Below are 24,030 nucleotides of genomic sequence, written 5' to 3'. Positions count from 1 at the left end.
AGAAAAATATTGCGAATTACTTTCCAATATTTCAAAAATTAGGCTGTTTCATCCCCAAGTCGCTCCGCGGCTCGCTCTAACCCGATTTTCCTCGGGTTGCAGCCGCGGCGCAGCGCGCTCATTCCGAGAAATATAGAAACAGTAAGTCGAAATCATATGCCTGCCTGTATTTTTGCAAAAAACAAAAAAACGTCCCGCCCTCTCCAGAGAGAGGGACGGGACGTCCGTACTTGCTATGGGTATAGCTAACATTAAGCTTTAAGCTTTGTTGTTCGGATCGCCTTCGGAAGAAGAACCTCCGCCTTCCGGCGTCTCCGGCTTCGGATCGACATCCTCGCGAGGCTGGATGCGCACCTTCACGTCGCCGATCTCGTCGATAATCGGCTCCGCCGTGGACGCTTCGGACGGCGTACCGCCGCCTTCTCCGCCTGTCGGCATCGTGCCTTTCTCGATAAGGGACTTGATCTGATCCATCTCCAGCGTCTCTTCCGTCAGAAGCGTGTTCGCGATCAGATGCATCTCTTCGCTCTTCTCGTTCAACAACTTTCTGGCACGGTCGTAACAATCGTTGATGATGGTCTGCATCTCTTGGTCGATCTCGTATGCAATCGCATCCGAGTAATTCTGTTCGTGGCCAATGTCGCGGCCCAGGAATACTTGACCTTGAGTGCTGCCGAATTGCATAGGGCCGAGTCTGTCGCTCATGCCGTATTCCATGATCATGCTGCGTACGATGCCTGTTGCGGACTTGAAGTCGCTGTAAGCGCCTGTACCGATCTCGCCGATAAAGATCTCCTCGGCGACGCGGCCAGCAAGGAGACCTGTCACTTTGTCCAGGAGCTCCTGCTTCGTCACCAGCATGCGGTCTTCCTTAGGCAGCATGATGACGTAGCCTCCCGCGCGTCCGCGCGGAATAATGGTAACCTTATGAACCTGATCCGCATGTTCCAGGAAGAAGCCGGCAATGGTGTGACCAGCCTCGTGATAAGCCACGATCCGCTTCTCGCGGTCGCTGATGACGCGGCTCTTTTTCTCTGTGCCGACAATGACGCGATCGATCGCGTCGTCGATGTCGACCATGTTGATCTCTTTTTTGTTGCGGCGGGCTGCCAGAAGCGCAGCTTCGTTAAGCAAGTTCTCCAGATCCGCGCCGCTGAAGCCCGTCGTGCGCCTCGCGATCACGTCCAGCTTTACTTCGCCCGTAAGCGGCTTGTTGCGAGCATGAACCTTCAGTACAGCTTCACGGCCCTTAACGTCTGGACGGTCAACCGTAATCTGACGGTCGAAACGGCCTGGACGCAACAGCGCCGGGTCAAGAATATCCGCGCGGTTCGTCGCGGCGATAATAATGATGCCTTCGTTGGAGCCGAAGCCGTCCATCTCGACCAGCATCTGGTTGAGCGTCTGCTCGCGCTCGTCGTGACCGCCGCCAAGTCCGGCGCCGCGCTGGCGGCCGACCGCGTCGATCTCGTCGATGAAGATAATACAAGGCGCGTTCTTCTTGGCGTTCTCGAACAGGTCCCGTACGCGGGATGCGCCGACGCCGACGAACATCTCCACGAAGTCGGAGCCCGAGATGCTGAAGAACGGTACGCCCGCTTCGCCCGCTACCGCGCGCGCAAGCAAGGTTTTACCGGTACCCGGAGGACCTACGAGCAGTACGCCCTTCGGTATGCGCGCGCCGACGAGATTGAACTTGCGGGGATCCTTCAGGAAGTCGACGACCTCCACCAGCTCCTGCTTCTCCTCATCCGCTCCGGCCACGTCCTCGAACGTGACGCGCTTCTTCTCTTCGTTGTAGAGCTTCGCGCGGCTCTTGCCGAAGTTCATGACCTTGCCGCCGCCGCCCTGTGCCTGGTTCATCAGGAAGAAGAACAGGACAAAGAGCAGGATGAACGGGATGATGGATGTCAGGAACGTGACCCAGAAGCTCGGCGTGTCCATCTCCTTGTTCGTCAGCTCGAAGCCGAATTGCTCCGACCACTCCGCGATCTTAGCCTCTGCGCTGTTGCCGACGCGGGAGGTGAAGTTCTCGCTCTCCACACCCTCGGGGGTGTTTTTATATTTGCCCGTTATGAAGTAGGACTGATTGTCGAACTTCACGGTCAGCTCCGACACGTTGCCAGCCTCAATCTGAGACCGCAGCTCGTCATATCTTAACGGCTTGGTGTTGTCCCCCTGGCCGCTAATATATTGGAAAATGCCAACGGTAACCAAAAAGATGATCAAATAAAAACCAGTATTTCGGATGATCCGATTCATCCCCTACCTCCTCTCAGACGCTTTAGATATTTTACCATAGCATGACTTTCCATCACAATAGAGCCGGAATCAGTCCTCCTGCCAGGTATAAAGCGCGATTTATTTCTCGTACACTTCCGGCTTCAAAATGCCGATGTAAGGAAGGTTGCGGTACTTCTCCGCGAAATCGAGGCCGTAACCTACGACGAACTCGTCCGGGAGGGTGAAGCCCTTGTAATGCGGCTGCAAGTCCACAGCGCGGCGGGCCGGCTTGTCGAACAAAGTGACGACCGTCACCGATTTCGAACCGCGGTGCTCCAGTACGTCAATCAGGTAACTTAGCGTCAGACCGCTGTCGATGATATCCTCGACGATCAGAACGTCGCGCCCTTCTACGGCTACATCCAGATCCTTGATAATCTTTACGACGCCCGACGACTTGGTCGACGCGCCATAGCTGGATACGGCCATAAAATCGATCTCGAGCGGCACCGAGATAACCTTGACGAGGTCGGACATGAAAATAAACGCACCCTTTAGAACGCAAATAACGAGCGGATTGCGCCCCTCGAAGTCCGCGCTCAGCCGTGCGCCGAGTTCTGATACCTTTGCTTGAATCTGCTCTTCGCTGTATAGTACTTCCTTAATGTCATTCTGCAAAGTGATAATCCCCCTACGCTATACCTATGTTTATGAATAGACCCTTGCTTCTTATTCGCCAGTCGATGCTGTAATATGAAGCAGCTTGCGACTGCCTTCCCCCGCGAGGGCATGGGACGATCTTCGAATGCCCGGAATCCACAGCAGCCTCCCCTCCGAATCGCATAACAGCGGATAGGTTGCCCTGCCGGATGGAGGGATCTTCTCGTCAACGAACATATCTTGCACTTTTTTCGACCCATTTAATCCTAAAACATGAATTCTGTCGCCTGGAAGGCGATTGCGAATCATCAGCGGGAAACGGAGCTCCGACGCGTCGAATATCGCTTCGCTTCGCGAGGCCGGTCTCGGCCTCCCGGAAGATGCCGCGTCCAGCCATTGCAGCCGGAACGTCCAGCCGGCGGATACTGCGTGTATGTACGCCATCCCCTCCCGTATCTCATAAACATAACGGCCGGGTTCCAGGCCTCCTCCTTCCGGAGGGATCTTTATCCATCGCATGGTGTCGTATTCCCTTAAACAGCGAACTCCGCTGCCCGCGTCATGACGCCAAGTCGACGGCGCTTCCGTAGCGGCGGCGAAGCGCATTCGCTCAATGCCGCTCCAGGATATGTTTTCAGTATCTTGCGAAAGATAACTTAATATTAGTTTAATCAATCTCCTTTGTAAAGCGATGTGCAGACCCTGCAAATCGCAGCAGGAAACGGCGTATTCCCCGTCTTCTACCCGCACGACCGTCTCGAACGCCGAGGCCGCTTGGCTTGCCATAAAGTCATCCTCCTCGCCCGCCACTTCGGCGAGCCTCTGCAGCGACAGCGGCAGCTGGGGATTGAACTGTGACAAGTAAGGAAGAATGTCGAGCCGCACCGTGTTGCGGAAGTAATGCCGCTCCAGATTGCTGCTGTCCGTGCTGTAGGGGATATCTCCCTCCTCGCAGTATGCCAGAAGGTCTGACTTGTTCATACGCAATAGCGGGCGGATGAGTTCCACATTATTTTCGCTCCGTTTGGCAGGAATGCCGGACAAGCCGGACAGTCCCGCGCCGCGTATGACCCGCATCAGCACGGTCTCGGCCTGATCGTCGCCGTGGTGAGCCAAGGCAATGCGCGACGCTCCATATCGCTTCGCGACCTCGTGCAGGAACGCATACCGCTTCTCGCGCGCCGCGGCCTGGAGATTCAATGCATTTTCTTCTATATAAGTAGTCAGCGCAAGCGTCGTCGTCTCGCATGGCACGCCAAGCTTCTCCGCATACCGCTTCACCAGCTCCAGCTCGGCTGCCGATTCCTCGCCGCGAAAGCCGTGATTGACATGGGCGGCAATCGTTCGCAGCCGTCTCGGCACCGCAAGCATATGGAGCATATGAAGCAGCGCCATGGAGTCGGGTCCTCCAGAGACGGCTACGATGATCGTATCGCCGTCCTGCCATAGACCGCGTTCCGCCGCCTCCTTCTCCACCGCTTTCAGCACATTCGCATTCATCGTGTATGTATGCCTCCGTTCGTCCCGTCCCCGTATCCTCATATTCTCGTGTCCTCGGTGTCCTCGTGTCCGCTCGTGTCCGCTACATCATGTTGCGAAGAAGCCAGTAGATCGAGATGGCGAGCAGCACGCTCGTCGTAGCAGCCAACCCCTTGAGCCAGCCCGGCGTTGCGGAGGATCTCCGCGTATCTCGCCGGTGCATAAGCAGCCGCCATGCTTCGGCGCCCTCCGCCGCGTCCGCGAAGCCGCCCTCCAGCGCCTGCTTCAACCAGCCCGCGACGGGCTTCAGGTCGGGGCTGCTCGTCAGCAGGCCCGACAGCTCCAGCGTGGAGCGGTTCTGCGGCAGCAGTTCCTTCGTCAGCGCGTGCAGACGCTTCGGCTCATGGAGCTGGATGCAGAGCACCGCGAATGAGAACAGATCATATTTAGGATCCGCCGTGCGGGAACCGCAGTTCCAGTAGCCGCGGTCGTAGATCTCCGTGAATTGGCGGATGCTTTTGCCGATCGCCGTGACGCCGCCGAAGTCAACGAGGTCGACATGCCCGTAGTCCGCGACCATGACGTTCTCCACCTTCAGGTCGCCAAACGCCCAGCCGGACTTATGCAGTCTGGCCAGCTTCCCGAGCAGATTCAGTCCCACGAGCGGAAACCACTGCGCGCCCTGCTGCTTTAAGTAGGCATCCAGCGTCGTGCCCCTTACGTAACGCATTATATAGAAGGGATACTCCTTCCCGTTCGGCGCGTAAAGATCGTCAACGTCGAACAAGAAGGGCTCTATTCCCGGGCCCTTCTGCTTCGCAAGCGTTCCCAGCACGTTAATCTCGGATTGCAGATCCACGGCATCCGCGCCTACCTTAAGCGCGTACCAGTCCCGATCCTTCTGCACGAGGTAGACCTTGCCGTTCGCCCCTTCTCCCAGGAGGCGCTCCACCCGGTAGCGGCCTCCCTTCCACTTGCCGACGACGATCGTCCCCCGTCTAAGCTCCAACTTAAACGACGTAGTCACCCATCATCCCATCCGTTCCATATCTGCTTTTCCGGCCCGTATCCCCGTCCTGGCCCCGCAAGTAGTAGTCGACGACCTGCATAATCGCCGGCCCCGTCGGCGTCGTGCCTCCCATCTGCAGCTTGGGGAAGATGGAGTGCATGCCGTTAAGATGCTCCGTCCAGGCCATATCCAACACGCAATCGTCGCCATGCCGCGAGCCCGGGAAGTGAAATACCGCGATCTGGCTCTTGCCCTGCCTGGCCTGCAGGCTTAACATCAGGTCGTGAATCGCCTCTTCTACCGCGGCCAGCTTGGGTTTCATGCTGGCGCTGGCGTCGATCAGCAGCGCAACCTGCAGCCCCGACGTCTCGCCGAGCTCGTCGATGACCCGCACGACCTCGCCGCGTTTCTCGGGCGGCAACGCCTCGATGGAGCCATTGCCCAGCACCTGCTTAAGCTCCTTCTGCACGGCAAGCTGAATCGTCTGCACGACCGTCTTGCGCGTCATCATCTGCACCGTCTGGGAGAGCTGACGCGTGTTGACCAGCCGGCTGAGACCGCCGCCCGCTCTCGCAATCTCGTCGATCTCCGAAGCGCCCAGCTCGCCTACATCGCCATGATCCAGCACGCCGACGACGTTTACCGCGATGCCCTCCGACTTCGCGTGCGCCGCGGCGACGACCGGACTCATCCCAACATTGGAGCAGCCATCCGTTACCAACAATATTTGCTTCATCCCTAATCCCTCCATACCGCCGGAGCGGTTTTCCAGTAAAAGCCTGTTCTATCAGCTTTGCCTATTTTGGAAGAGATAAACTCGCTAGACTCGCAAAAAGTGGGATAATTGCCTGACGAACGCTACCCTAAAGCTTGGCTTTGCGCCTGATAGCGGGTGTTTCAAAAAGTTCGGTTTCCAGCACAGTTGCGTATGCTTCCGATGCTGCGCTTTATGTACCTACCCTATTTATGGGGATTATAATCATTCTGATTGGTCTCTATTATACCATGTGGATTGCTTGGACTGCATAGGCTGCAGCACCTAAGCACCACTCCCTCTCTCTGATTCATCGACTGCCGCTGCCCGATTGTGTAGACATGCGCCGAATAAGAATAAGAGCCGGTCATCGCGACCGGCCCTCCGCTTACTTATGAATGATAAAAGGCAATCCGTCCCGCCATCCGATCTCCGTCATGGACAGATACCAGGAGCGGCCCATATCGTCGTTGCCTTGATAGAACAAATACGTTCGTCCGTCCGCGTCCTTAAATAGGAAGGGATGGCCGGACTCGCTGGAGTTCCAGCTTCCCGGCTCTCCGTTTGGCAGCAGCGGCTCGTCGAACAGCCGCTTCCAGCGTATGCCGTCGTCGCTGACCGCGCAGCCGATCTGCTGCGGCCGGTTGTTGTACGCGCCCGCATAGAACATATACAATCGGCCCTCGCGCTCGCAAAGAGCCGCTGCCTCTATGCATGCTTCTTCCCAAGGCAGCTCGGGCTTCAGTATCGACTCGTCGCATGCTTGCGTCCATGCATCGCGGCCGAAGCCGGAGTCCAGCTCCGCCGTCGCCACGCCTTGCATCTGGATTTCGCCGAGCGGATCGCGAGTGGCGAAGTACAGCAGCAGCTTGCCGCCGAACGGGATGGCATCCGCATCGATCGCCCTGCCGTTATTCCATTCGCCCGTCGGACGGAATACCGGGTTGGAGTCGTTTTTGCGAAAGCCGACGCCGTCCTCCGAGACGGCATGGCAGATCGCATCCTTCGGACCGTTGCCGTACGTCTGGTAGAACAGATGGATGCGGCCGTCCAGCACGACGGCTCCCGGCGCGCATATGCCGTTACGCTCGCACTCCTGTTCCTGCGGCACTTCCCCGATTTTCTGCCACTCCACGAGGTCGTAACTGCGGGCGATGCCGATTCCCCAGCCGGAATCCAACTCCTTGTTCACATGGGGGGCCATCGAATAATACATGTAATACGAATCGCCATAACGGACGACGGCAGGGTCTTTGGCCATTGGTCTGCCTCTATCGATATCCGTGAACATCATCATGGTCTCCGCCTCCATCGTTGCATGCTATTCTTTCTTGGCGAACTGCCACATATCTTTCGCAAAGAAAGCCGTATCCTTGCTCGTCTCATACCAATCCGCGTAGACGGCCGCAAGCTCCCCGCCGCCTGACTTGTTCCACAGATCGAGAGCTTCGGCATAGGCCTGCTCAATGGTGTAGGAGGCTCCGGCCACAATCGCCTTGTTGTAGAAGTCGCTGATCTTCGACACATTCGTCTGGATTACGCTGAGGTTGTCGGACAGCGTCGGCATATGCTCGCCATGCGTGATAGAAGCATACTCGACGCCTTCTCCCAGATTCGCCTCGTTATTCTGCTTCACCAGCTCCAGGAATTCCTTCTCCAGCGGCTTTTCGGGATCCAGCTGGCTCAAGATGCCGGCGCATGGCTCCAGCTCGATCTGGGACATCAAAAGCTGGAAGTCGATATTCCACGATACTTCCTTGCTGAACAGAGCGGCATCCTGCGGCTTAAGACAGCCGTTCGCGCCTTTCACCGAATGAGTGCCCTCCACTCCGTAACGCAGCATCTCGCCTGCTTCCTTAGATGCCATGAAGTCTATATATTTCATGGCGGCTTCCGGATTTTTTGCATTGGCATTAATCACTGTCGTCATCTGCACCGGATTGTTTACGCCGATGGCGAATTGGCCATATTCGGACGCCGGGAGCTTGATAGCGATGACTTCGGCATCCGGCACGTTGTTCTTCAGCGGCTCGTAATACTGCGTCACGTTGACGGGATCGACGGTGCGTCCGACGAAGATGCCGATCTTTCCGCTGTTCCAGTCCTGCTGCGCCTTCTGGCCGTTCTTGTCCGCGAGGAAATCCTTATCGACAAGACCGGCGTCGTACAGCCGCTTCTTGAATTCGTTCGCCTTATTTTTCTGCTCCCAGCCGCGTACCAGCTTGCCATCCTCCAGCACCCAGTCCACGTCGCGGAACATGGTGTTGATGGCGGAGCCCGTCTCGCCGCTCAGCGCGATGCCGAACGTATCCTTCCGGCCGTTGCCGTCGGGATCGTTTTCCGTAAACGCCTTGGCCACCTCAAACAGCTCCTCCGGCGTCTCCGGCACCTTTAGATCCAGCTTCTTCAGCCAATCGTTCCGGATAAACAGCGCCTGAAAGCCTACCAGCTGCTGAACCCGGCCGAACTCGTACATTTTGCCGTCCGGCTTCGCGGCCGCTTTCTTAAGCTCCGGATATTTTTCCATCAAAGCCTTATAACTGACGCTATGCTCTGCTATCAGATCGTCAACCGCCATAATTTGCTTCTGTTGATATAGCTGGTCGCGGAAGCTCGTGGCGAAGTCGGAGACCACATCCGGCGCGTCGCCCGACGCGAACAGAAGGTTCAGCTTCTGGACCGATTCGCCGCGAGGTATCGGTACGTATTGCGCTTCTACCGGTCCGTTCTCGTTAATCCACTTCGTCCACTGGTTATTGTCGATCGTCCCCATCTCCTGAGGTACGTTGCCGCGCTCATAGATGGACACCGTAATCTTCGACTTGCCTTGCGAGCCGGCGCCTTGCGACTTGTCGCCCTGTTCCCCGCCATCGTTCGAGCATGCCGCAAAGATCGCCGTTCCGGCAAGCAAGCAGGCGATTGCCGCCCATTTCTTTTTGGTCGCATTTCGCATATACACTATCCCCTTTTTCTCGATTGTCGTTATCCTTTGACGGCGCCGATCATGACGCCTTTGACGAAGTGCTTTTGCAAGAACGGGTATACCGCCATCATTGGCAATACCATAACAATAATAGCCGCCGCGTTGACCATCTCCGGAGACAATACGATCTGCTCCGAGGAGCCGGAAGCGTTCATCTGCGAGAGCAGCATCTGACTCTGAATCAATTGTTGAACGAGAACCGCCAGATTGAACTTCCCCGAATCGTTAATGAACATCAATACGTTAAAGAAGGAATTCCAATAGCCAACTCCGTAGAACAGTCCCAGCGTCGCCAGCACCGGCGTGGACAGCGGCAGTACGATCTGCAGCAGATAACGCCATTCGCCGCAGCCGTCGATGCGGGATGCCTCGTCGACCTCGTTCGGTATATTCTCGATAAAGGTCCTCAGCACGAGCAGATTAAAGACGCTTACGAGACCGGGCAGCCAGAGCGCCCAATACGTATTGATCAGCTCCAGGCTTCGGATCGTCAGGTAGGTGGGAATAAGTCCGCCTCCGAACAGCATCGTGAACACGATGCCGAACGTATACGTTCTTCGGCCGAAGAAGTACGACCGCGTCAGCGGGTATGCCGCCAGTATGGTAAAGACCATGCTGAACAGGACGCCGAATACCGTAATCCATATGCTGTTCATAAAGGACTTCATAATCGGCGTGCCTTCGAATAGCTGCTTATAGGCATCGAACGATAGGCCGACCGGATAGATCGTCACATGGCCGGAAGCTACCGCCTGCATGGAGCTGATGGACAAAGATGCGATATGCACGAGCGGAAGCAAGCATAGCAAGCCTGCAATCGACAGCACGATATACACCGCGATGGAATAAATGCGTTCACCTCTAGACGGTTTCATGTGTTCCTCCCGTTACCATAGTCCATTGCCATACCTTCTGGCGATGGCGTTGGCGATCAGGACAAGAATAAGGCTGACCATCGATTCGAATAACCCCATGGCAGCGGTCAAGCTGAATTGGGAGCCCATTAGTCCGATTTTGTAAATATAAGTGCTTATGACCTCTGATATATTGGATACGGTCGAGTTCTGAAGCATGTAAACCTGATCGAACCCAACCTCCATGACTCTGCCCATCGCCAGGATGAGCATCAATACGATCGTGATCCGCAGTCCCGGTAGCGTCACATGCCAGATCTGCTTCCATCTGGAGGCTCCGTCCATGCTCGCCGCCTCATACAGAGTCGGGTCGATGCTCGAGAGAGCTGCAAGATAAATGATAGCGCTAAAGCCCGCTTCCTTCCAAATGCCGGAGCCGACGAAGATCGCGAGCCACGAGCCTTCCCGGTACAGAAACGGATACGTATGGCCGGTTACGCTCTCCCATATGCCGCTGATAAGGCCGTTTTGCTGGGAGAATACCGTCACCACAATGCCGCTGACAATAATCCAGGAGAAGAAGTGCGGCAAGTAAACGAGCGTCTGCACGATCCGCTTGAACCACATCCTGCGAACCTCGTTCAGCATGATAGCCAGCATGATGGGGAACGGGAACGAGACGAAGATGGACAAAAGGCTGATCACGAGCGTATTGCGGATAATCTGCAGCGTCGTCGGCGTGCTGAACAGCAGCTTGAAGTTATCCAGTCCGACCCATGGGCTGTGCAAGATGCCGTCCGCGAAGTTGTACTTCTTGAAGGCAATGATCGCTCCGAACATGGGCACGTATTTGAAGATGATGAAGAACAAGATGATAGGCACGAACATCATGTAGAGCGGGATGTTGCGTCTCCAAATCCGGTGAATAGGATCACCCCCCCTGTCTTTGGCGCAGTTTCGGTCTTCGGTATCCTGCAGGAATTGTCCGAACACAACTCGACTATAGGGCATGGGGCGGACTTCGTTCAATTTCCAATTCTCCCGCGATTAACAATTAGGTAGAGCGGGGGTTTGCCGTCTATGCAAAAAGGCCGTCCCTTCCTTGCGAAAGGACGGCCGGCCGCTTGGCTTCCACGCCGCCCAGGGCGTCCGTGGATTAACATTTTTCCTCGATAATCATTTCGGTAAAAGCTGTTGTTACGGGGATTCTCCGGCATGCAGCTTGCGGTATTCGCCCGGCGTCGTCCCCTCGCTCTTTTTGAAGGTGCGGATAAACGAGATGACCTGGGTGTAGCCCACCTGTTCGCCGATGCTCTGAACGGGGAGATCGGTCGAAGTCAGCAGACGTTTTGCCTCCGTCATCCGCAGATTCATCACATAGTCCACGAACCGCTCTCCGGTGCTTGCCTTAAACAGCTTGCTGACCACTCGCGGGGCAAGCCCGAACATGTCGCTGAGATGATCCAGGGAGATGTCGGGGCTCGAATAATGATCCTGCAAATACGCAACGATCTGCTCCACGGGCGTGAACTGCGGCTGACGCTCCCGCCAGGACTGAAGCGACTCCACAAGGCGATGCAGCAGCTCGCTCATCCCGCTCTGAATTTCGGCGATCAGTTCCTTGGCCAATATGGAGGACGGCGTATACTGCCTGAGCGGCTCCACCCAGACCGCCACCAGTTCCTCGGGCATGTCGTTCATCTCTTTCTCCAGCGAAAAGAACATATAATTGACGACCTCGGCCGTCTGCTCGCGCGAGAGCCTGTCCTTCCTGATGTCGCCGAACAGCCGGTCCAGCTGGCCGATCCACGTCGGATCCGCGCAGCGGACCAGCTTAATAATCCCCTTTGCCGTATGCAGATGCGCGTACAAGTCGCCCTGCACGTTCAGCTTCCAGTCGGAAGCGGCATAGATGCGGTTGTAGCCGTGCAGCGCCCGATATTGTCCGGCTTGCATCGCTTCCCGGTACGAGCCGCGTATATCGTCTACCTCGCTCGCGGTCGTGCCGATGTACAGCGACACCGTGAACTGGAGATTGGCGGCCACCCACTCCTTGAGCTGGTCGGCAATGTCCAGCATCCTCGCTTCGTTGTTCGGCTCCCCGAAGTAGACGATGGCGCACAGCTGGTCCGCTTCCTTCCACTCCGACCATACTTCGACCCCGTGATTGCGGCAGATTTCCTCCAGCACGCCCTGCACGACGAATTTAAACAGGGTCTGGTCGCGCTGGTTGTAGTCGCCGCTAAATTGCTCGCGATTGTCCAGCACGGTCACGAGAACGACGGTTGATGCAAAGGACTGCGGAATGCCAAGCTCGGCCGCCTCGCTCTCCCACTCCTCGTTCGACAGCGGAAAGCCGCCCGCGATCAACTCGTTGAACCAGTATCTGCGGCGAATGATCAGATCGTCCTTATGCTTCGCTTCGTATTCGTTGGACTTCTCCATCAGATTGTCGAGCGCGGTGGAGATGAATTGAAATTCGTTATGCTTGTTGCCCTTTCCCAGCTGCAGGCTTCGCTTGAGCGCATATCGATCGATGCGGATCATAATTTCTTCGATCGGCTTATAGTTGCGATGCGTGACATAGGTCAGCACGAGGATGCTTAGCAAAATCGTAATCAGCGCCGGCAGCGTCCAGCCGTCCAGAAAGACCGACATCAGCTTCTGCTCGGATTCCGGGATGCCGACGGAGAGGCTCCATCCGGTGTAAGAGGAGCGGACCGTACTGATTCCCCACTCCGATTGCGGCGGCGTATGCTCGCGGAACATGGCGGAGCCGTCCGCATCAGCCAGGAGCAGATAGCCGGACGCATCCGTGTTGACCGTCAGCAAGGCGCGTTGAATCGAGGGCAGCTGCACGTTAACGACAACGTAGCCCTTGGGCACGGCAGACGTAATCGGCAGCGGCTTTACCAGCGAGAGCACGTCGGCAGACGGATCGGCCTGATAGAGCTGGTACGCTCTAGGCGACGACCAGCGCGCTGCTCCTCCGCTTTCGATCGCCGCGGTCAGGAACGCGTTATCGGCGAACGTATCCCCCAGCTTGAGCAAGCCGTTGTTGGAGATCACTTCGCTGCTCGACAGCTTGTGAATATATACATCGCCCGCCAGCGGGAACATCGTTCGGATGTCCGCGAGACGCTCCGTCAGCTCGAACATGGCGTAAGGGGGAATCGGGGCGGTGCCGTTTAAATATTCGGTTATCTTCTCATCCGTCAGCATCTGCTGCAGCACGAATTCCTCAATCGACTTCATGGACGAATCCAGTACGCTGACCACATGCGACGCAAAGAGGTCGTTCGTGTTCTGAATGCGCACCTTCGTCTCCGTCGTCCATTTTACATAGAAGAAGAGAATGAGGACGAGCACAAGGAACAGCAGAATCGGCGAATAGGACAGCAGCATGCGGTAGAACCACTTCTTTTTCATACGGCCCCTCTTTCGAGTTCTGAGTTACAAGTAGATTCGACATCTGTTGTCGATTCCCTTCACGGTGACGGGGATAGGGCAGAGTCGCCGCTTTTAAGCGGATGGATACTTATAAACTCTATATAATACAAAAAAACCTTCCTTGCCCGGCCGATGTCCGCATCGGCGGGGCAAGCGAAGGTTTGGTTTCGCATCCTTGCTGCTCGTTACTTATTCCCGCCCGTCAGCTTCTCGGCCAGGGCAGGGAGATCATGGCCCTTAAGCGCTCCCTCCACGAGGGCGGGCAGCATGGACGGCGTGCAGGCGAAGGAAGGAGTGCCGTCCTGGGCGAGTTTCTTCGCCACGGTTTCGTCGTAATAAGGCTTGCCTTGATCCGACAAGGCCAGCAGGCAGATCGTGCGCACTCCCGCCTCGCGCATCTCGCGCATGCGGCGGATGAGTCCGGCCTGATTGCCGCCTTCGAACAAGTCGGAGATGAGGATGAATAGCGTCTTCTTAGGCTCCGTGACGAACTGCTCGCAATACTGCACCGACTTGTGAATGTCCGTTCCTCCGCCCAGTTGGATGCCGAACAGCATGTCGACGGGATCGTTGCCGCATTGCTCCGTCAGGTCGACGACCTCCGTATCGAAAGCCACGACCCGGGTGTCGAGCGCCGGCATGCTGGCAAAGATCGATCCGACGACGGATGCCCAGATGACGGAATCCGCCATGGACCCGCTCTGGTCGATATCGACGATAATCGTCCATTCCTTGCTGCGGCGGGCGCGGTCGAAGTAATAGAACTTCTCCGGAATGATCTGCCTTCGCTCCCCGCTGTAATGCTTCAGGTTGCGCTGGATGGTCCGCTTCCAGTCGATGCCGGACAACGAGGGCAGCGGGGAATGCTGCCGGCGATTGAGCGCGCCCGTCACCGCCTGCCTGATCTCGGTCTCCATGCGTTTCTTCAGGTCGTCGACCACGGCTTGCACGAGCTGGCGCGCGGTATCCTTCGTCTTCTCGGGAATCTTCCCCCGCAGCGACATCAACGTGCCGACCAGCCCGATGTCCGGCTTGACCGTCGCCAGAAGCTCCGGCTCGAACAGCAGCTGCTTCCAGCCCTTGCGCTCCATGGCGTCGTTCTGAATGATCGACACGACATCCTCGGGGAACAAGCTTCGGACGTCGCCCAGCCACTTCGCGAGACGCGGAGCGGACTTGCCGGAGCCAGCACCGCCGCGCCCTCCGGCGTTCCCGCCGCTTCCGCCGACGCCCTCGCCGTTGCCGCCCGTATCGTCATAGATCGCCGCCAGCGCTTCGTCCATGATTCTCTCGTCCTCCGAAAGCTCTAGCCCACCGCTGCCTCCGCCGCTCTCGACGAGCTGCTTCTCGGCTTCCTTGCCGAGCACAAGGCGCCAACGCGACCACAGTTCTTGCCGGAGTTCAGCGCTCATAATCAGAAGTCCTCAAAGTCAAAATCATTCAGCTCCTCGATTTGCTTACTTTCCTTCTCGCTCAGCTCGGCTCCGAGCAGCTCGGCGGCTTGCTCCGGCTGGACGCCCCACAGCTCGCCGAGCACCTCGGCCACCATGACCTTCTCCCTCGCGGAGAACACGCTGAAGGCGCGCCGCAGGAACACGAGCGCTCTCGCGAACTGCTCCTTGTCGAGACCGGCCATATAGTCGTTCAATTGCTCCCATAAGCTCATCCGGGATACGAGCGCATAGCGGTTGCGCTGGGCCAGCCCCTCGAACCAGCCGGACCCAAGCTCCGCCGGCACGCCGGGCGATAAGCGGCGGGATACCTCCTGCTCGCAATCCGCCGCGGACAGCACGCCCCGCTCCATGAGGATGGCGCAGGCGAAGCCCGACAGGCGCGGATTGAGGTCGTCCCGCGCCGACAGCTCCTCCAGCTGGCGCACCCACAGCGCCTCGTCTACGGCTTCGGCATGCTCTTGGGCAACGCCGTTCAAGCCGTTAATCGCCGCGACCATCTCCGTGGCGGCCTCGTCGTTGCAGGCGCTCGCCTCCAGCAAGAACAGGCTGGACCGCAGAAACAGCTTCTCCAGCATGGGGATCAGCGGCGCCGTATCCATCCGTCTCACATCGCCGTACGAGATGATGACGGACAATTGCCGGACGGCCTCGGCCAGCTGCACGACGTCGCGGCTGTCCGCCGCCAGCCCTTCAAGAGCCGCCGTGCCCGCCTCCAGCTGGGAAGCCATGCCGCACAGGCAGGCCGTTCTGATCAAGGAGGAGGCTTCGGCAATGCTCGCGCAAGCGGCCAGCTTCTGCGCCAGCGTATAACCGGCCGCGACCTCGATCGTCTCGCCGAGCAGCGTCGCCTCCACCGTCTGGATCTCCGCTTCCGGCGTCCATTGCAGCACCCAATGCTCCGCCCAGTTGGCCCCTTGCTGGCTGCTGGGCATCTTCTTCGCCAGCGAGATGCCCAGCAGTTCCAGCCGGTGCAGCAGATAGGAACGGCGCAGATCCAGGAACGCGGCCTCCTCCGACTTGACGCGGCGATTCTCGCGCAGGTCGAGCGACAGGTCCTGCGCCACCCCCGTCCGGTATTTCTCCAGCTTCAGCTGCTTCAGCAGGCGGTTCAGGTCGTCTTGCACCGGCGTCTGGCTGACGCCTTCGGCGAGCGACCCGATGCCGGTGCCAACGTCGAGTCCGGCCAATGCTTCGGCCACGATGCCGAGATCGCCTCTGCCGAGCAGCGTCCGAGCCGCGTCGTGCAGGTCGAGCAGCGTCGGCTGCCCACCGTCGTGCAGGGCGGCCAGCGACTCCGCCATCCGGACCGCCTCGATGACTTCGGCGGTAGAGCGGTGCGTACCCGAATTCCGCAATTTCCGCGCAATGGAAGACATATAGTAGTGAGGCAGCTCGGACATCCGGTTATCCTCCATGCATCTCCACATCAGCTCATAGTACCCGGGCGCCTTGTTTCCCGCCCCATAGCCGGACAGGGAAGACAGCCGGTAATAGGAATAAGGCATCATCGTGCGCCGGGCGCCTACGGAAGGCAATCCGGCGATCTCCTCGTCGGTCATCGCCCCGTCCAGGTTCTCCAGCGCGGAAGCATGGTAAGCGCCGCATACCACGACGATGCGTTCCGGCTCATGTCCGTCCGCAATGGCGTCCGCGATGCGGCGTTTCATGTAGCTCTCCCGCACGGCATTGTACGCGAACTCGCCCGCGGCCCGCACCCGCTCCTCGCCGATGGACATCTCCCGCATGGATGCGGAGAACGCCAGTATCGCCTCGCGATAAGCCTGCGGCGATAAATTATGTTCGTAATGGCGCTCCCAATACGTATCGTAATCGGGTTCGCCCGCAATGGCCGCAATGCGTTCGTAGAGCGACTCGCGCTCTTCCGACGGTAAAGAATCCGAAGCAGAGTCGTCCGAACGTCCTCTTCCTCTGTTCGTCGACGGTTCGGGCGCCAACGGCGATGACGAATCAACAGGCGGACTACCCCCGGCACTCCCTCCGACGCTCTCCAAACCCTGCTCCTCCCTAACGTCGCCAGCCGCCGGGGATTCGGGCCCCGAGGCCGACGACCTCCCCCGCCGCTCCTGCAGCGCCAGTACGACGCGCGACGGCAGATCGATGAAGGAGGCATGCGCCCCGTGCTCCGACGCCCAGCGCAGCGCCTCGTATTCCGGCGAGTAGGAAGCCAGCGGCCACATGACCGTCCGAACGGGCAGCTCCTCCGTATAGGCGAGGATCGCGATCGGCGGTTTCGTCGCCTTGTGCACGATGTGGCGCAGCTCGTCGGCGGCATCGGACGGCCCTTCGATCAGGACGGCCGTCGGCCGTATCTCGTCCAGAAACCGCCGCAAGTGCCAGGCTCCTGCCGGAGAGAGATGCCGCACGCCGAATAGCCGCACGCCGGCCGCCGAAGCTCCGCTCATGAATTAAGCTCCTTGCACGCCGTATACAGTCCCCGCCACTCTTCGCCGCGCTTCTTCATGACGTTGTCGAGATATTCCTTCCATACGAGTCTGTCCTTGTCGTCGTCTTTCACGACCGCGCCCTGGAGGCCGGCCGCCAGATCCGCGTCGCGCAGCTCCCCGTCGCCGAAGCTGGCCGCCAGCGCCATGCTGCCCGTGAGCAGCGAGATGGCTTCCGCGGTCGAGATCGCGCCGCCGGGCGACTTGATCTTCTCCTTCCGGTCCAGCGACATGCCGCTGCGCAGCTCCCGAAAGATCGTGACGACCTTGATAAGCGCCTCGTCCGCCGGCGCGGCCGCCCCGAGCTCGTATTGCGCGGCGATCTCGCCGACCCGCTTGCGCACGATCTCCACCTCCGTCTCCAGATCCGGCGGGGCAGGCAGCACGATAATATTGAAGCGGCGCTTCAAGGCGGCGGACATTTCGTTAACGCCGCGGTCCCTCGTATTCGCGGTCGCGATTATCGAGAAACCTTTGCGCGCGTTCATCTCCTTGCCCAGCTCCGCGACGGAGATCGTCTTCTCCGACAGGATGGAGATGAGCGCATCTTGCACCTCCGACGCGCAGCGCGATATTTCCTCGAAGCGAGCAATGCCGCCCGCCTCCATCGCTCTCATGATGGGGCTCTGCACCAGCGCCTCCGGCGTCGGCCCGTTCGCGAGCAGCATCGCGTAGTTCCAGGAGTAGCGCACCTGCTCCTCCGTCGTGCCGGCCGTTCCCTGCACGACGAGGCCGGAGTTGCCGTAGATGGCGGCCGTCAGATTTTCCGACAGCCAGGACTTGGCCGTTCCGGGCTCGCCGATCAGCAGCAGCGCGCGATCGGTGACGAGCGTCGCGATCGCCATCTCCACGAGCCTCTTGTTGCCGATATACTTCGGCGTAATGATTCGACCGCCGGCCTCGCCGCCCGTAATGAACGTAAGCACGGACCGGGGAGACAGCTGCCAGCCAGCCGGCACCTTGCCGGTATCCGCCGCCTTCAAGGCGTCCAGCTCCTCCTTAAACAATCGTTCCGCCGGAAGGCGTAGCACATCCTGCAATGCTTCCATTATGATTGCACCTCGCTTATCGAATCGATAATATAGTCAAGCTGTTTAGCCGCGTCATAACGATAGCGGTTCTTCAACGCAGCAAGCCGATCCCGGTAAGAGGGCGGGAGCAAGGTCAACTGACGGAACATCTCGTAATCGAACCTGTAAAGTCCGCGTTGCTTGCCCTCCAAGGCCGCGACGATGGCTTCGCGCCGTTCTTCTTCGCCTACGCCCGCCCGATTCAGCCCCTCCCATAACACAAGGAAGCTCTCTTCGCTCTCCGCCATCATTCCGGCGAATTTGTTCTTCAGATAAATCGTAGCCGTTTGATGTCCAGGCTCGGACAGCACCGCGGCCACCAGCGCGGCATCGCGCGAAATGGCCCACTCCAGCCAACGCCGGTCGAAGCGGTCCGCCAGCTCTTTTGGAGAAGGAATGCGCACTTCCCTGCCGTACTCCTCGCCAGAGCCCCATACTCTTGGATACATGCGGGAGGTCGAGCTGTACAACACGCGCTCCAGTTCTTGGACCAGCGTATCCTTGAACGCGCCTTTGGTATACGCCGAATAGTGCTCAAACACCTCAGCGGGCTTGCGCATGCGAAGCGACAGCCGGAAAGCGTACGACAAGTAGCTGGCATGGCTGAGCTCCAGCTTCAGCAGCAGCGCAAGCGTTCGATCGCCGCCCTGATTGCTTGCATACCGGGCGGCATCATGCAGCATTCGCGTCCAGCCCAGACCATGGTAGAACGCCCCTTCCTCCAGCACCTCTTCGTAAAACGCGTTCAGCTCCGGAACGGACTTGCCCCTGAACGAGTCCAAATACGCCTCCAATCGGGTCCATATGCTCGGCAGCTTCACCTTCGCTTCGGCATGCTTCCGGGCTTCTTCCAGCTCCTTGCGCGCGTCGCTTACGAGCTGCGCCGTCAGCGGGCTGTGCTCCCGCCGCGACAGCACATCGGCCGCCAGATCGCGATCCTTGCCCGAGAACGCTTGGTACAGCCGCTGTTGGGCGCTTTCGGTCCCGCTCTCCGCTAGTGCGGCGTAAGCCGCGGCCCGAATCGTCTTCTTGCCGTCGGCCGACCATTCCAACAGATCGCCTACGTAAGCGTCGCAGCCCGCCAAATAGCCTATCGCCGAGATACGCACCGGCTCCGAGCCTTCGGCGGCCGCTTGGCGGATGAAGTCGTGCTCCCCCTCGCCGCCGATTTTCCCGATGACCTCCACCGCCCGCGCGTCGGAACGTCCGCCCGCGATATTCAACCAACCTTTTAGCAAAGGGATGATCTGCGGACCGTAGTCGGGCAGCACATGGTCCTTCACATAATCGGCAAGCTCGGCGTAAGGATCGTTAAGAGCCCCCATGGCCGGAATCAATAAGCGCAAGTCTTGGAATAATCCGTCCTTGTACGCCTGCGTAATGATCTCATAGCGTCCGCCGCCCGTGCTTTCAAGCGCGTCCTGCACCTCGGTGAGCCTGCGGGAGGAGTAGGCCGTGGGCAGATCCATCGGCAGCGCGTCCAGCTCCCGCGTCTCGGAGGAGGGAGCCGTCTCCCCTTGCGTATGCAGCACGGAGCTCAGCAGCAGCGTAAGCTCCTGCAATTGGACGGCCGTTGGCTTTTCAATGCCCGGCGCGGTCTCGATAAGCGTCCCCACGCCTTCGCCCAGCCGCTTGAACACCGGCGCCCGCTCGCCGAGCTGAAGCAACTGCGGCACGAGCCGTTTTAGCCGAAAATCGCCGACAGCGAGATCGCTGCCCGCTATATAGAGTCTCGTGAGCTCTCCGTAGAGCTCACGCAATAAGGTTGTGCTCATTGTAGGCGTGCCTCCTAATACCAGAGTCGAATGATTCCGGCGTCATGAATAATGGATAAAGGCTGGGCGATAAGCCGCCCGGATTCCGGCAGATGGGCGAACAGCAGCAACACGGCCGCCCCCTCCATCTTTTCCTTCGGCAATAAACGCAGCAGCTCCGTTGTCCCCCGGCCGTATTTGGGCACATCGCCCAACTGCAGCATGCCGCCCGAACGATCGACGATGACGATTTCGCCATTTTCCGTCTCCCGCAAGCTCTCCACTGCTGCCAGAAGGACCGGCTGCTTGTTGCCAAGCGGGTTCTTCAGCTCGTTCTTGACGCGTTTCACCGCATCGGACAGCAGGGGCTCCGCCGTTTCGCGAGCCTTCGCGAGATGACTCTCCAAGGCCGGAGCCGACGTAACACCGTCGAAGCGGACACGCCGATTGACGGTGCCGGGATACACGTAAAGCTGCCCGACCGTCGCGACTTCGAAGAAGCTGTCCTCTTCCTTCATATGTTTAGCCGCTTTGTACGGCCTGTAGTTCATCGTCCGGTGGATCGCTCCGCCCTCCAGCTCCAGCCAGTATCCAGCGTCCACGAACTCCTGCCGCGCCGCATCGTCGTAGCTGATGAACGAGAGCTGGATGAGCTCGGTCCCCGTCTGAACAAGGCCATGCTCCTGCAGCTCCGCGAGCTGCCAGGCATGACCCAGCCACTCCTCGATGGCGGACTCCGTGTCCGGCTTCAAGTCGGGGTCGGCTTGCTTTGCCGCGAGATAAGGCCGTCCCTTGCGAATGAGCGCATGGATCAGCGCAAGCTGCTCCACGGCCTCGCCGAACGACGCCTCCCGGCCTTCGGCTTCCTCCAGCAGCAGGGCGAGCTTGCGCAGCTCCGTCTGCGCCCCCGGCAAATAGTGGTTGCCGAGCGCGGTGACCTGCTCGCGAATATGTTTGATTCCCTTCTTATCTACGGTGGCAAGTCCGCTTCGAATCAAAGCGTTAACCAGCTTCTCGAGCAGGTCCAGCCCTTCGAGCTGAGCCGCGATCTTCTTCGCCAGCGCCGACTTGTTCACCTTCCTCGGCTTGGCTGCTTCGCCGCTTGCTCCCTCCGCTTCGGCCTTGGCCTTCTGGACTTGGCGCTGCTCCGCCTTCTCTCGCTTGGCCTCCAGCTCCGCCGGCACTTCCGCTTCGGCGAACTCCCGCCCGCCGGTATAGGCGTACAACAGCCCTAATCCATGCTTGCACGGAAATTGCCTGCTAGGGCAATTGCAGCGGAATACCGGCTTGTCGGCGACGACGAAGTCGGCCGAGCATTGATAACCCGAGCTGCCGCTCCCCGCGCAATCGCCGAACAACAGCACGCCGTCGGCGGAACGGCGCAGGTTCGACAGCTTGTTTTTTTTCACCAGATCGCGTCCGTTCTTGGCCGCAGCCAGATTGGGCGCCAGCGAATCTACAAATGCTTCCGTCAATGCAATCATCTCATGCGTCCTCCCTGGTCAAGTATGTACCAAAATCGAAATCTACTATATACGCCTAGACCCCATCTTATACCAAATTTTTGGCTGAACCAATGATGCTATATTCATAATTTTTTGATTATGGCGGTTCGTGCGAAGCCATTCTCTGCGAAATTTGGTATGATAGAGCCAGAAGCTTACGCAGAGAGGGTGCATTCGACTTGTCCGATTACAATGATCAAGACGAGCTGGCCGCGCGCAGGCGCAATAAATTGAAATTGATGTCTTTCGATAGCGACGGCAAGAGCTTTGTGGAGTCCGAGAAGCCCAAGGAGACGTTCGAAGACGTCGCCGGGCTCGAAGAGGTCAAGAAGAAGATCAGGCTGAACTTCATTCTCCCGCTCCAGCAGCCGGAGCTATTTAAGGCATACGGCCGCGAGGCGGGCGGCAGCCTGCTGCTGTTCGGACCTCCGGGCTGCGGCAAGACCTTCCTCGCCCGGGCCGTCGCCGGGGAGATCGATGCCAGCTTCGTTCATATCGAGCTGCAAGCGATTTTGTCCATGTGGTCCGGCCAGAGCGAAAACAATCTGCATGATATATTCGAGAAGGCGCGCGAGAACAAGCCGTGCATCATCTTTATCGACGAGCTGGACGCGATGGGCGGCAGCCGCAACCAAATGCGGCAGCATCACGACAGGATGCTCGTTAACCAACTGCTGCTGGAGCTCGACGGCATTCGCGAGCAAAACGAGCAGGTTTTTGTCATTGGCGCGACCAATACCCCGTGGTATCTGGATTCCGCGCTGCGCCGCCCTGGGCGCTTCAACCATCTCGTTTTCGTTCCGCCTCCGGAGGAGACTGAGCGGGAGACGATGTTAAAGCTCAAGCTGGAGGGCAAGCCGGTCCATTCGCTGGAGCTCGCCCGCATTGCGCGCGAGACGAAACACTTCTCCGGCGCCGATCTGGAGCAGATCGTAAAGGATGCCGTGGAAGCCGCGATGGAGCGCATGTTGAACTCCGGCAACCTGGAGCCCATCACGCAGGATGATCTCAAGCGAGCCGCCAAGAACCGCAAGGCGACCACGCTGGAGTGGTTCTCCACCGCAAAAAATTACGCGACGTTCAGCGACGCCAATCAGGACTACCGAATCGTGCTCGACTATATGAAGGCGACCGGGCTTAAGCTCTAGACAGCTCTAGCTAAAGCTCTAGACAGCTCTGGCTTTACGCCCGCGCGCCGCAAGGAAGGGATAGATGTGTCCTCCATGACCAACGCCGAAGCCATTGACGTCAGGTATAGCAGGATCAGCCATCTAATTGGCTTGAAGAGATACAAGGAAGCAACGGAGGAAGCGGAGGCTCTGCTGAGGGACGAACCCGAGGACGACCAAGCGTATGCCTTGCTCGCGCTTATTTATGTTCATACAGAGCAATACGATGCCGCCCTGCATTGGTCCAGCGAATCGCTAAAGCGCGATCCCGAGAACAGGCTCGCCTGGCTGGTCCGCACCAACGCTTACCATGACAGCGATAAGCTCGACAAAGCGTTGGACGCCGCCACCGAGGGCATGCGCGTGGATCCTTACGAGCCTCATTATTATTTTATCCGGGCCAATATTTACTTGAAGCGAGGCAGGTACGCGGAGGCAAAGTCGTACATCGAGACCGCGCTGGACATCCGGCCTAACAATGCGGCTTACATGGCCAGCCTCTCCTATGCCGAGGCGCTCCTCGGCAACCACGCGGCTTCCCGCCAGCATGCGAGAGAAGCGCTCAATCTGAGCGTGGAATCCGATACGACCTTCCTTATCCTGGCCTGGTCCGCGGAGCAGCGCGGCGACTACGAGGAGAACCTGAACATGCTGAAGGAAGCCATCCGGCTGGATCCTAACGACAAGCAGATCCGGGAAGCCTACATGGAAGGTTTGCAGAAGAGCTACAAGATGTACCGCATTCTGCTCGCCCCGTTTACGCTGTTCAAGCGGATGAAGCCTTGGCAGGTGCTGGTCATTTGGCTGGGGGCCGCCATTATCTTCCGTCCGTTGCTCCTCATCTTCATCATCGTCTACGTGCTGACCCACTGGCTCACCAAACTGCTCGTCCACGTCAAGCTGTTCGGCTGGTCGTTCAAGAGGTAGCTCTTGTCCACGTCAAACTGTTCGGCTGGTCGTTCAAGAGATAGCTCTCGTCCACGTCTAGCCGTTTGGCTGGTCGTTCAAGAGGTAGCTCTCGTCCACGTCTAGCCGTTTGGCTGGTCGTTCAAGAGGTAGCTCTCGTCCCGCGCACGCTGTCTCTTCTCATCGATTTTCGTTCTACGGATGCGAATTGCCCTTACTGATGCTCCTCCATCACATTTTGCGAGAGTTCCCACGTAACGGACATGAAGAGGCTGTCTATTCATTGTGAAAAACTGAA

The 24,030-nt window shown here is 58.5% G+C and carries 17 protein-coding genes; 2 read left to right on the top strand and 15 right to left on the bottom strand.

Annotated features, from left to right (window positions below; translation table 11 throughout):
- Window positions 1-258: 258 nt before the first annotated feature.
- The 15 genes from ftsH to B1748_RS29665 all read right to left on the bottom strand — a co-directional run bounded on the left by ftsH (window position 259) and on the right by B1748_RS29665 (window position 21,636).
- Window positions 259-2,262 (bottom strand): ATP-dependent zinc metalloprotease FtsH, encoded by a 2,004-nt coding sequence (ftsH, locus tag B1748_RS29735; RefSeq protein WP_087571593.1) that lies wholly within the window; start codon window positions 2,260-2,262, stop codon window positions 259-261.
- A 99-nt stretch (window positions 2,263-2,361) separates the two neighbouring features.
- Window positions 2,362-2,901 (bottom strand): hypoxanthine phosphoribosyltransferase, encoded by a 540-nt coding sequence (gene hpt / locus B1748_RS29730; RefSeq protein ID WP_087571592.1) that lies wholly within the window; start codon window positions 2,899-2,901, stop codon window positions 2,362-2,364.
- Between the two features lie 51 nt (window positions 2,902-2,952).
- Complete coding sequence (gene tilS, locus B1748_RS29725) at window positions 2,953-4,383, bottom strand: tRNA lysidine(34) synthetase TilS (RefSeq protein WP_087571591.1); 1,431 nt, start codon at window positions 4,381-4,383, stop codon at window positions 2,953-2,955.
- Window positions 4,384-4,465: 82 nt separating this feature from the next.
- Entirely contained in the window at window positions 4,466-5,389 is a 924-nt protein-coding gene (locus B1748_RS29720; RefSeq protein ID WP_087571590.1) for a serine/threonine protein kinase, read from the bottom strand.
- A complete protein-coding gene (locus B1748_RS29715; protein WP_087571589.1) occupies window positions 5,373-6,107 on the bottom strand; it encodes a vWA domain-containing protein in 735 nt (244 codons plus the stop codon). Before B1748_RS29715 ends, B1748_RS29720 begins: the two co-directional genes overlap by 17 nt.
- Before the next feature lie 406 nt (window positions 6,108-6,513).
- A complete protein-coding gene (locus B1748_RS29710) occupies window positions 6,514-7,422 on the bottom strand; it encodes a family 43 glycosylhydrolase (protein ID WP_256976027.1) in 909 nt (302 codons plus the stop codon).
- Between the two features lie 24 nt (window positions 7,423-7,446).
- Complete coding sequence (locus B1748_RS29705; RefSeq protein ID WP_087571588.1) at window positions 7,447-9,078, bottom strand: extracellular solute-binding protein; 1,632 nt, start codon at window positions 9,076-9,078, stop codon at window positions 7,447-7,449.
- 29 nt (window positions 9,079-9,107) lie between these two features.
- Complete coding sequence (locus B1748_RS29700; RefSeq protein WP_087571587.1) at window positions 9,108-9,983, bottom strand: carbohydrate ABC transporter permease; 876 nt, start codon at window positions 9,981-9,983, stop codon at window positions 9,108-9,110.
- Between the two features lie 12 nt (window positions 9,984-9,995).
- Window positions 9,996-10,853 carry an ABC transporter permease gene (locus B1748_RS29695; RefSeq protein WP_256976032.1) on the bottom strand — a complete coding sequence of 286 codons (858 nt, stop codon included), beginning with the start codon at window positions 10,851-10,853 and terminating at the stop codon, window positions 9,996-9,998.
- A gap of 306 nt (window positions 10,854-11,159) precedes the next feature.
- A complete protein-coding gene (locus B1748_RS29690; RefSeq protein ID WP_087571586.1) occupies window positions 11,160-13,391 on the bottom strand; it encodes a helix-turn-helix domain-containing protein in 2,232 nt (743 codons plus the stop codon).
- 206 nt (window positions 13,392-13,597) lie between these two features.
- A complete protein-coding gene (locus B1748_RS29685; protein ID WP_087571585.1) occupies window positions 13,598-14,824 on the bottom strand; it encodes a VWA domain-containing protein in 1,227 nt (408 codons plus the stop codon).
- A gap of 2 nt (window positions 14,825-14,826) precedes the next feature.
- Window positions 14,827-17,289, bottom strand: a complete 2,463-nt coding sequence (locus B1748_RS29680) for a DUF5682 family protein (RefSeq protein ID WP_087571584.1) — start codon at window positions 17,287-17,289, stop codon at window positions 14,827-14,829.
- The gene (locus B1748_RS29675; RefSeq protein WP_087571583.1) at window positions 17,286-18,377 is read right to left on the bottom strand and encodes an AAA family ATPase; all 1,092 of its coding nucleotides are present in this window, start codon (window positions 18,375-18,377) and stop codon (window positions 17,286-17,288) included. The genes B1748_RS29680 and B1748_RS29675 overlap by 4 nt, the downstream gene beginning before the upstream one ends.
- Window positions 18,377-20,173: a hypothetical protein gene (locus tag B1748_RS29670; RefSeq protein WP_087571582.1), complete on the bottom strand. Its 1,797-nt coding sequence runs from the start codon at window positions 20,171-20,173 to the stop codon at window positions 18,377-18,379. The genes B1748_RS29675 and B1748_RS29670 overlap by 1 nt, the downstream gene beginning before the upstream one ends.
- 14 nt (window positions 20,174-20,187) lie before the next feature.
- A complete protein-coding gene (locus B1748_RS29665; RefSeq protein ID WP_087571581.1) occupies window positions 20,188-21,636 on the bottom strand; it encodes an SWIM zinc finger family protein in 1,449 nt (482 codons plus the stop codon).
- 260 nt (window positions 21,637-21,896) lie between these two features.
- On the opposite strand from B1748_RS29665, the gene B1748_RS29660 reads away from it, so the two are divergent.
- Both B1748_RS29660 and B1748_RS29655 read left to right on the top strand, forming a co-directional pair.
- The gene (locus B1748_RS29660; RefSeq protein ID WP_087571643.1) at window positions 21,897-22,805 is read left to right on the top strand and encodes an ATP-binding protein; all 909 of its coding nucleotides are present in this window, start codon (window positions 21,897-21,899) and stop codon (window positions 22,803-22,805) included.
- Window positions 22,806-22,880: 75 nt separating this feature from the next.
- A complete protein-coding gene (locus B1748_RS29655; protein WP_256976031.1) occupies window positions 22,881-23,753 on the top strand; it encodes a tetratricopeptide repeat protein in 873 nt (290 codons plus the stop codon).
- The last annotated feature ends 277 nt before the right edge of the window (window positions 23,754-24,030 follow it).

This window comes from Paenibacillus sp. MY03 (genome assembly GCF_002165585.1).
Taxonomy (GTDB): domain Bacteria; phylum Bacillota; class Bacilli; order Paenibacillales; family Paenibacillaceae; genus Pristimantibacillus; species Pristimantibacillus agaridevorans.
Note: the sequence above shows the minus strand (reverse complement) of the source record. Positions and strands in the feature narration are given on the sequence as shown.

Excerpts from the sequence above, each read along its gene's own strand:
- B1748_RS29700 (WP_087571587.1), bottom strand. The coding sequence starts at position 9,983 with ATGAAACCGTCTAGAGGTGAACGCATTTATTCCATCGCGGTGTATATC.
- B1748_RS29715 (WP_087571589.1), bottom strand. The coding sequence starts at position 6,107 with ATGAAGCAAATATTGTTGGTAACGGATGGCTGCTCCAATGTTGGGATG.
- B1748_RS29705 (WP_087571588.1), bottom strand. The coding sequence starts at position 9,078 with ATGCGAAATGCGACCAAAAAGAAATGGGCGGCAATCGCCTGCTTGCTT.
- B1748_RS29685 (WP_087571585.1), bottom strand. The coding sequence starts at position 14,824 with ATGAGCGCTGAACTCCGGCAAGAACTGTGGTCGCGTTGGCGCCTTGTG.
- tilS (WP_087571591.1), bottom strand. The coding sequence starts at position 4,383 with ATGAATGCGAATGTGCTGAAAGCGGTGGAGAAGGAGGCGGCGGAACGC.
- B1748_RS29660 (WP_087571643.1), top strand. The coding sequence starts at position 21,897 with ATGTCTTTCGATAGCGACGGCAAGAGCTTTGTGGAGTCCGAGAAGCCC.
- B1748_RS29695 (WP_256976032.1), bottom strand. The coding sequence starts at position 10,853 with ATGATGTTCGTGCCTATCATCTTGTTCTTCATCATCTTCAAATACGTG.
- B1748_RS29670 (WP_087571582.1), bottom strand. The coding sequence starts at position 20,173 with ATGAGCACAACCTTATTGCGTGAGCTCTACGGAGAGCTCACGAGACTC.
- B1748_RS29655 (WP_256976031.1), top strand. The coding sequence starts at position 22,881 with ATGACCAACGCCGAAGCCATTGACGTCAGGTATAGCAGGATCAGCCAT.
- B1748_RS29690 (WP_087571586.1), bottom strand. The coding sequence starts at position 13,391 with ATGAAAAAGAAGTGGTTCTACCGCATGCTGCTGTCCTATTCGCCGATT.
- B1748_RS29710 (WP_256976027.1), bottom strand. The coding sequence starts at position 7,422 with ATGATGATGTTCACGGATATCGATAGAGGCAGACCAATGGCCAAAGAC.
- ftsH (WP_087571593.1), bottom strand. The coding sequence starts at position 2,262 with ATGAATCGGATCATCCGAAATACTGGTTTTTATTTGATCATCTTTTTG.
- B1748_RS29680 (WP_087571584.1), bottom strand. The coding sequence starts at position 17,289 with ATGAGCGGAGCTTCGGCGGCCGGCGTGCGGCTATTCGGCGTGCGGCAT.
- B1748_RS29675 (WP_087571583.1), bottom strand. The coding sequence starts at position 18,377 with ATGGAAGCATTGCAGGATGTGCTACGCCTTCCGGCGGAACGATTGTTT.
- B1748_RS29665 (WP_087571581.1), bottom strand. The coding sequence starts at position 21,636 with ATGATTGCATTGACGGAAGCATTTGTAGATTCGCTGGCGCCCAATCTG.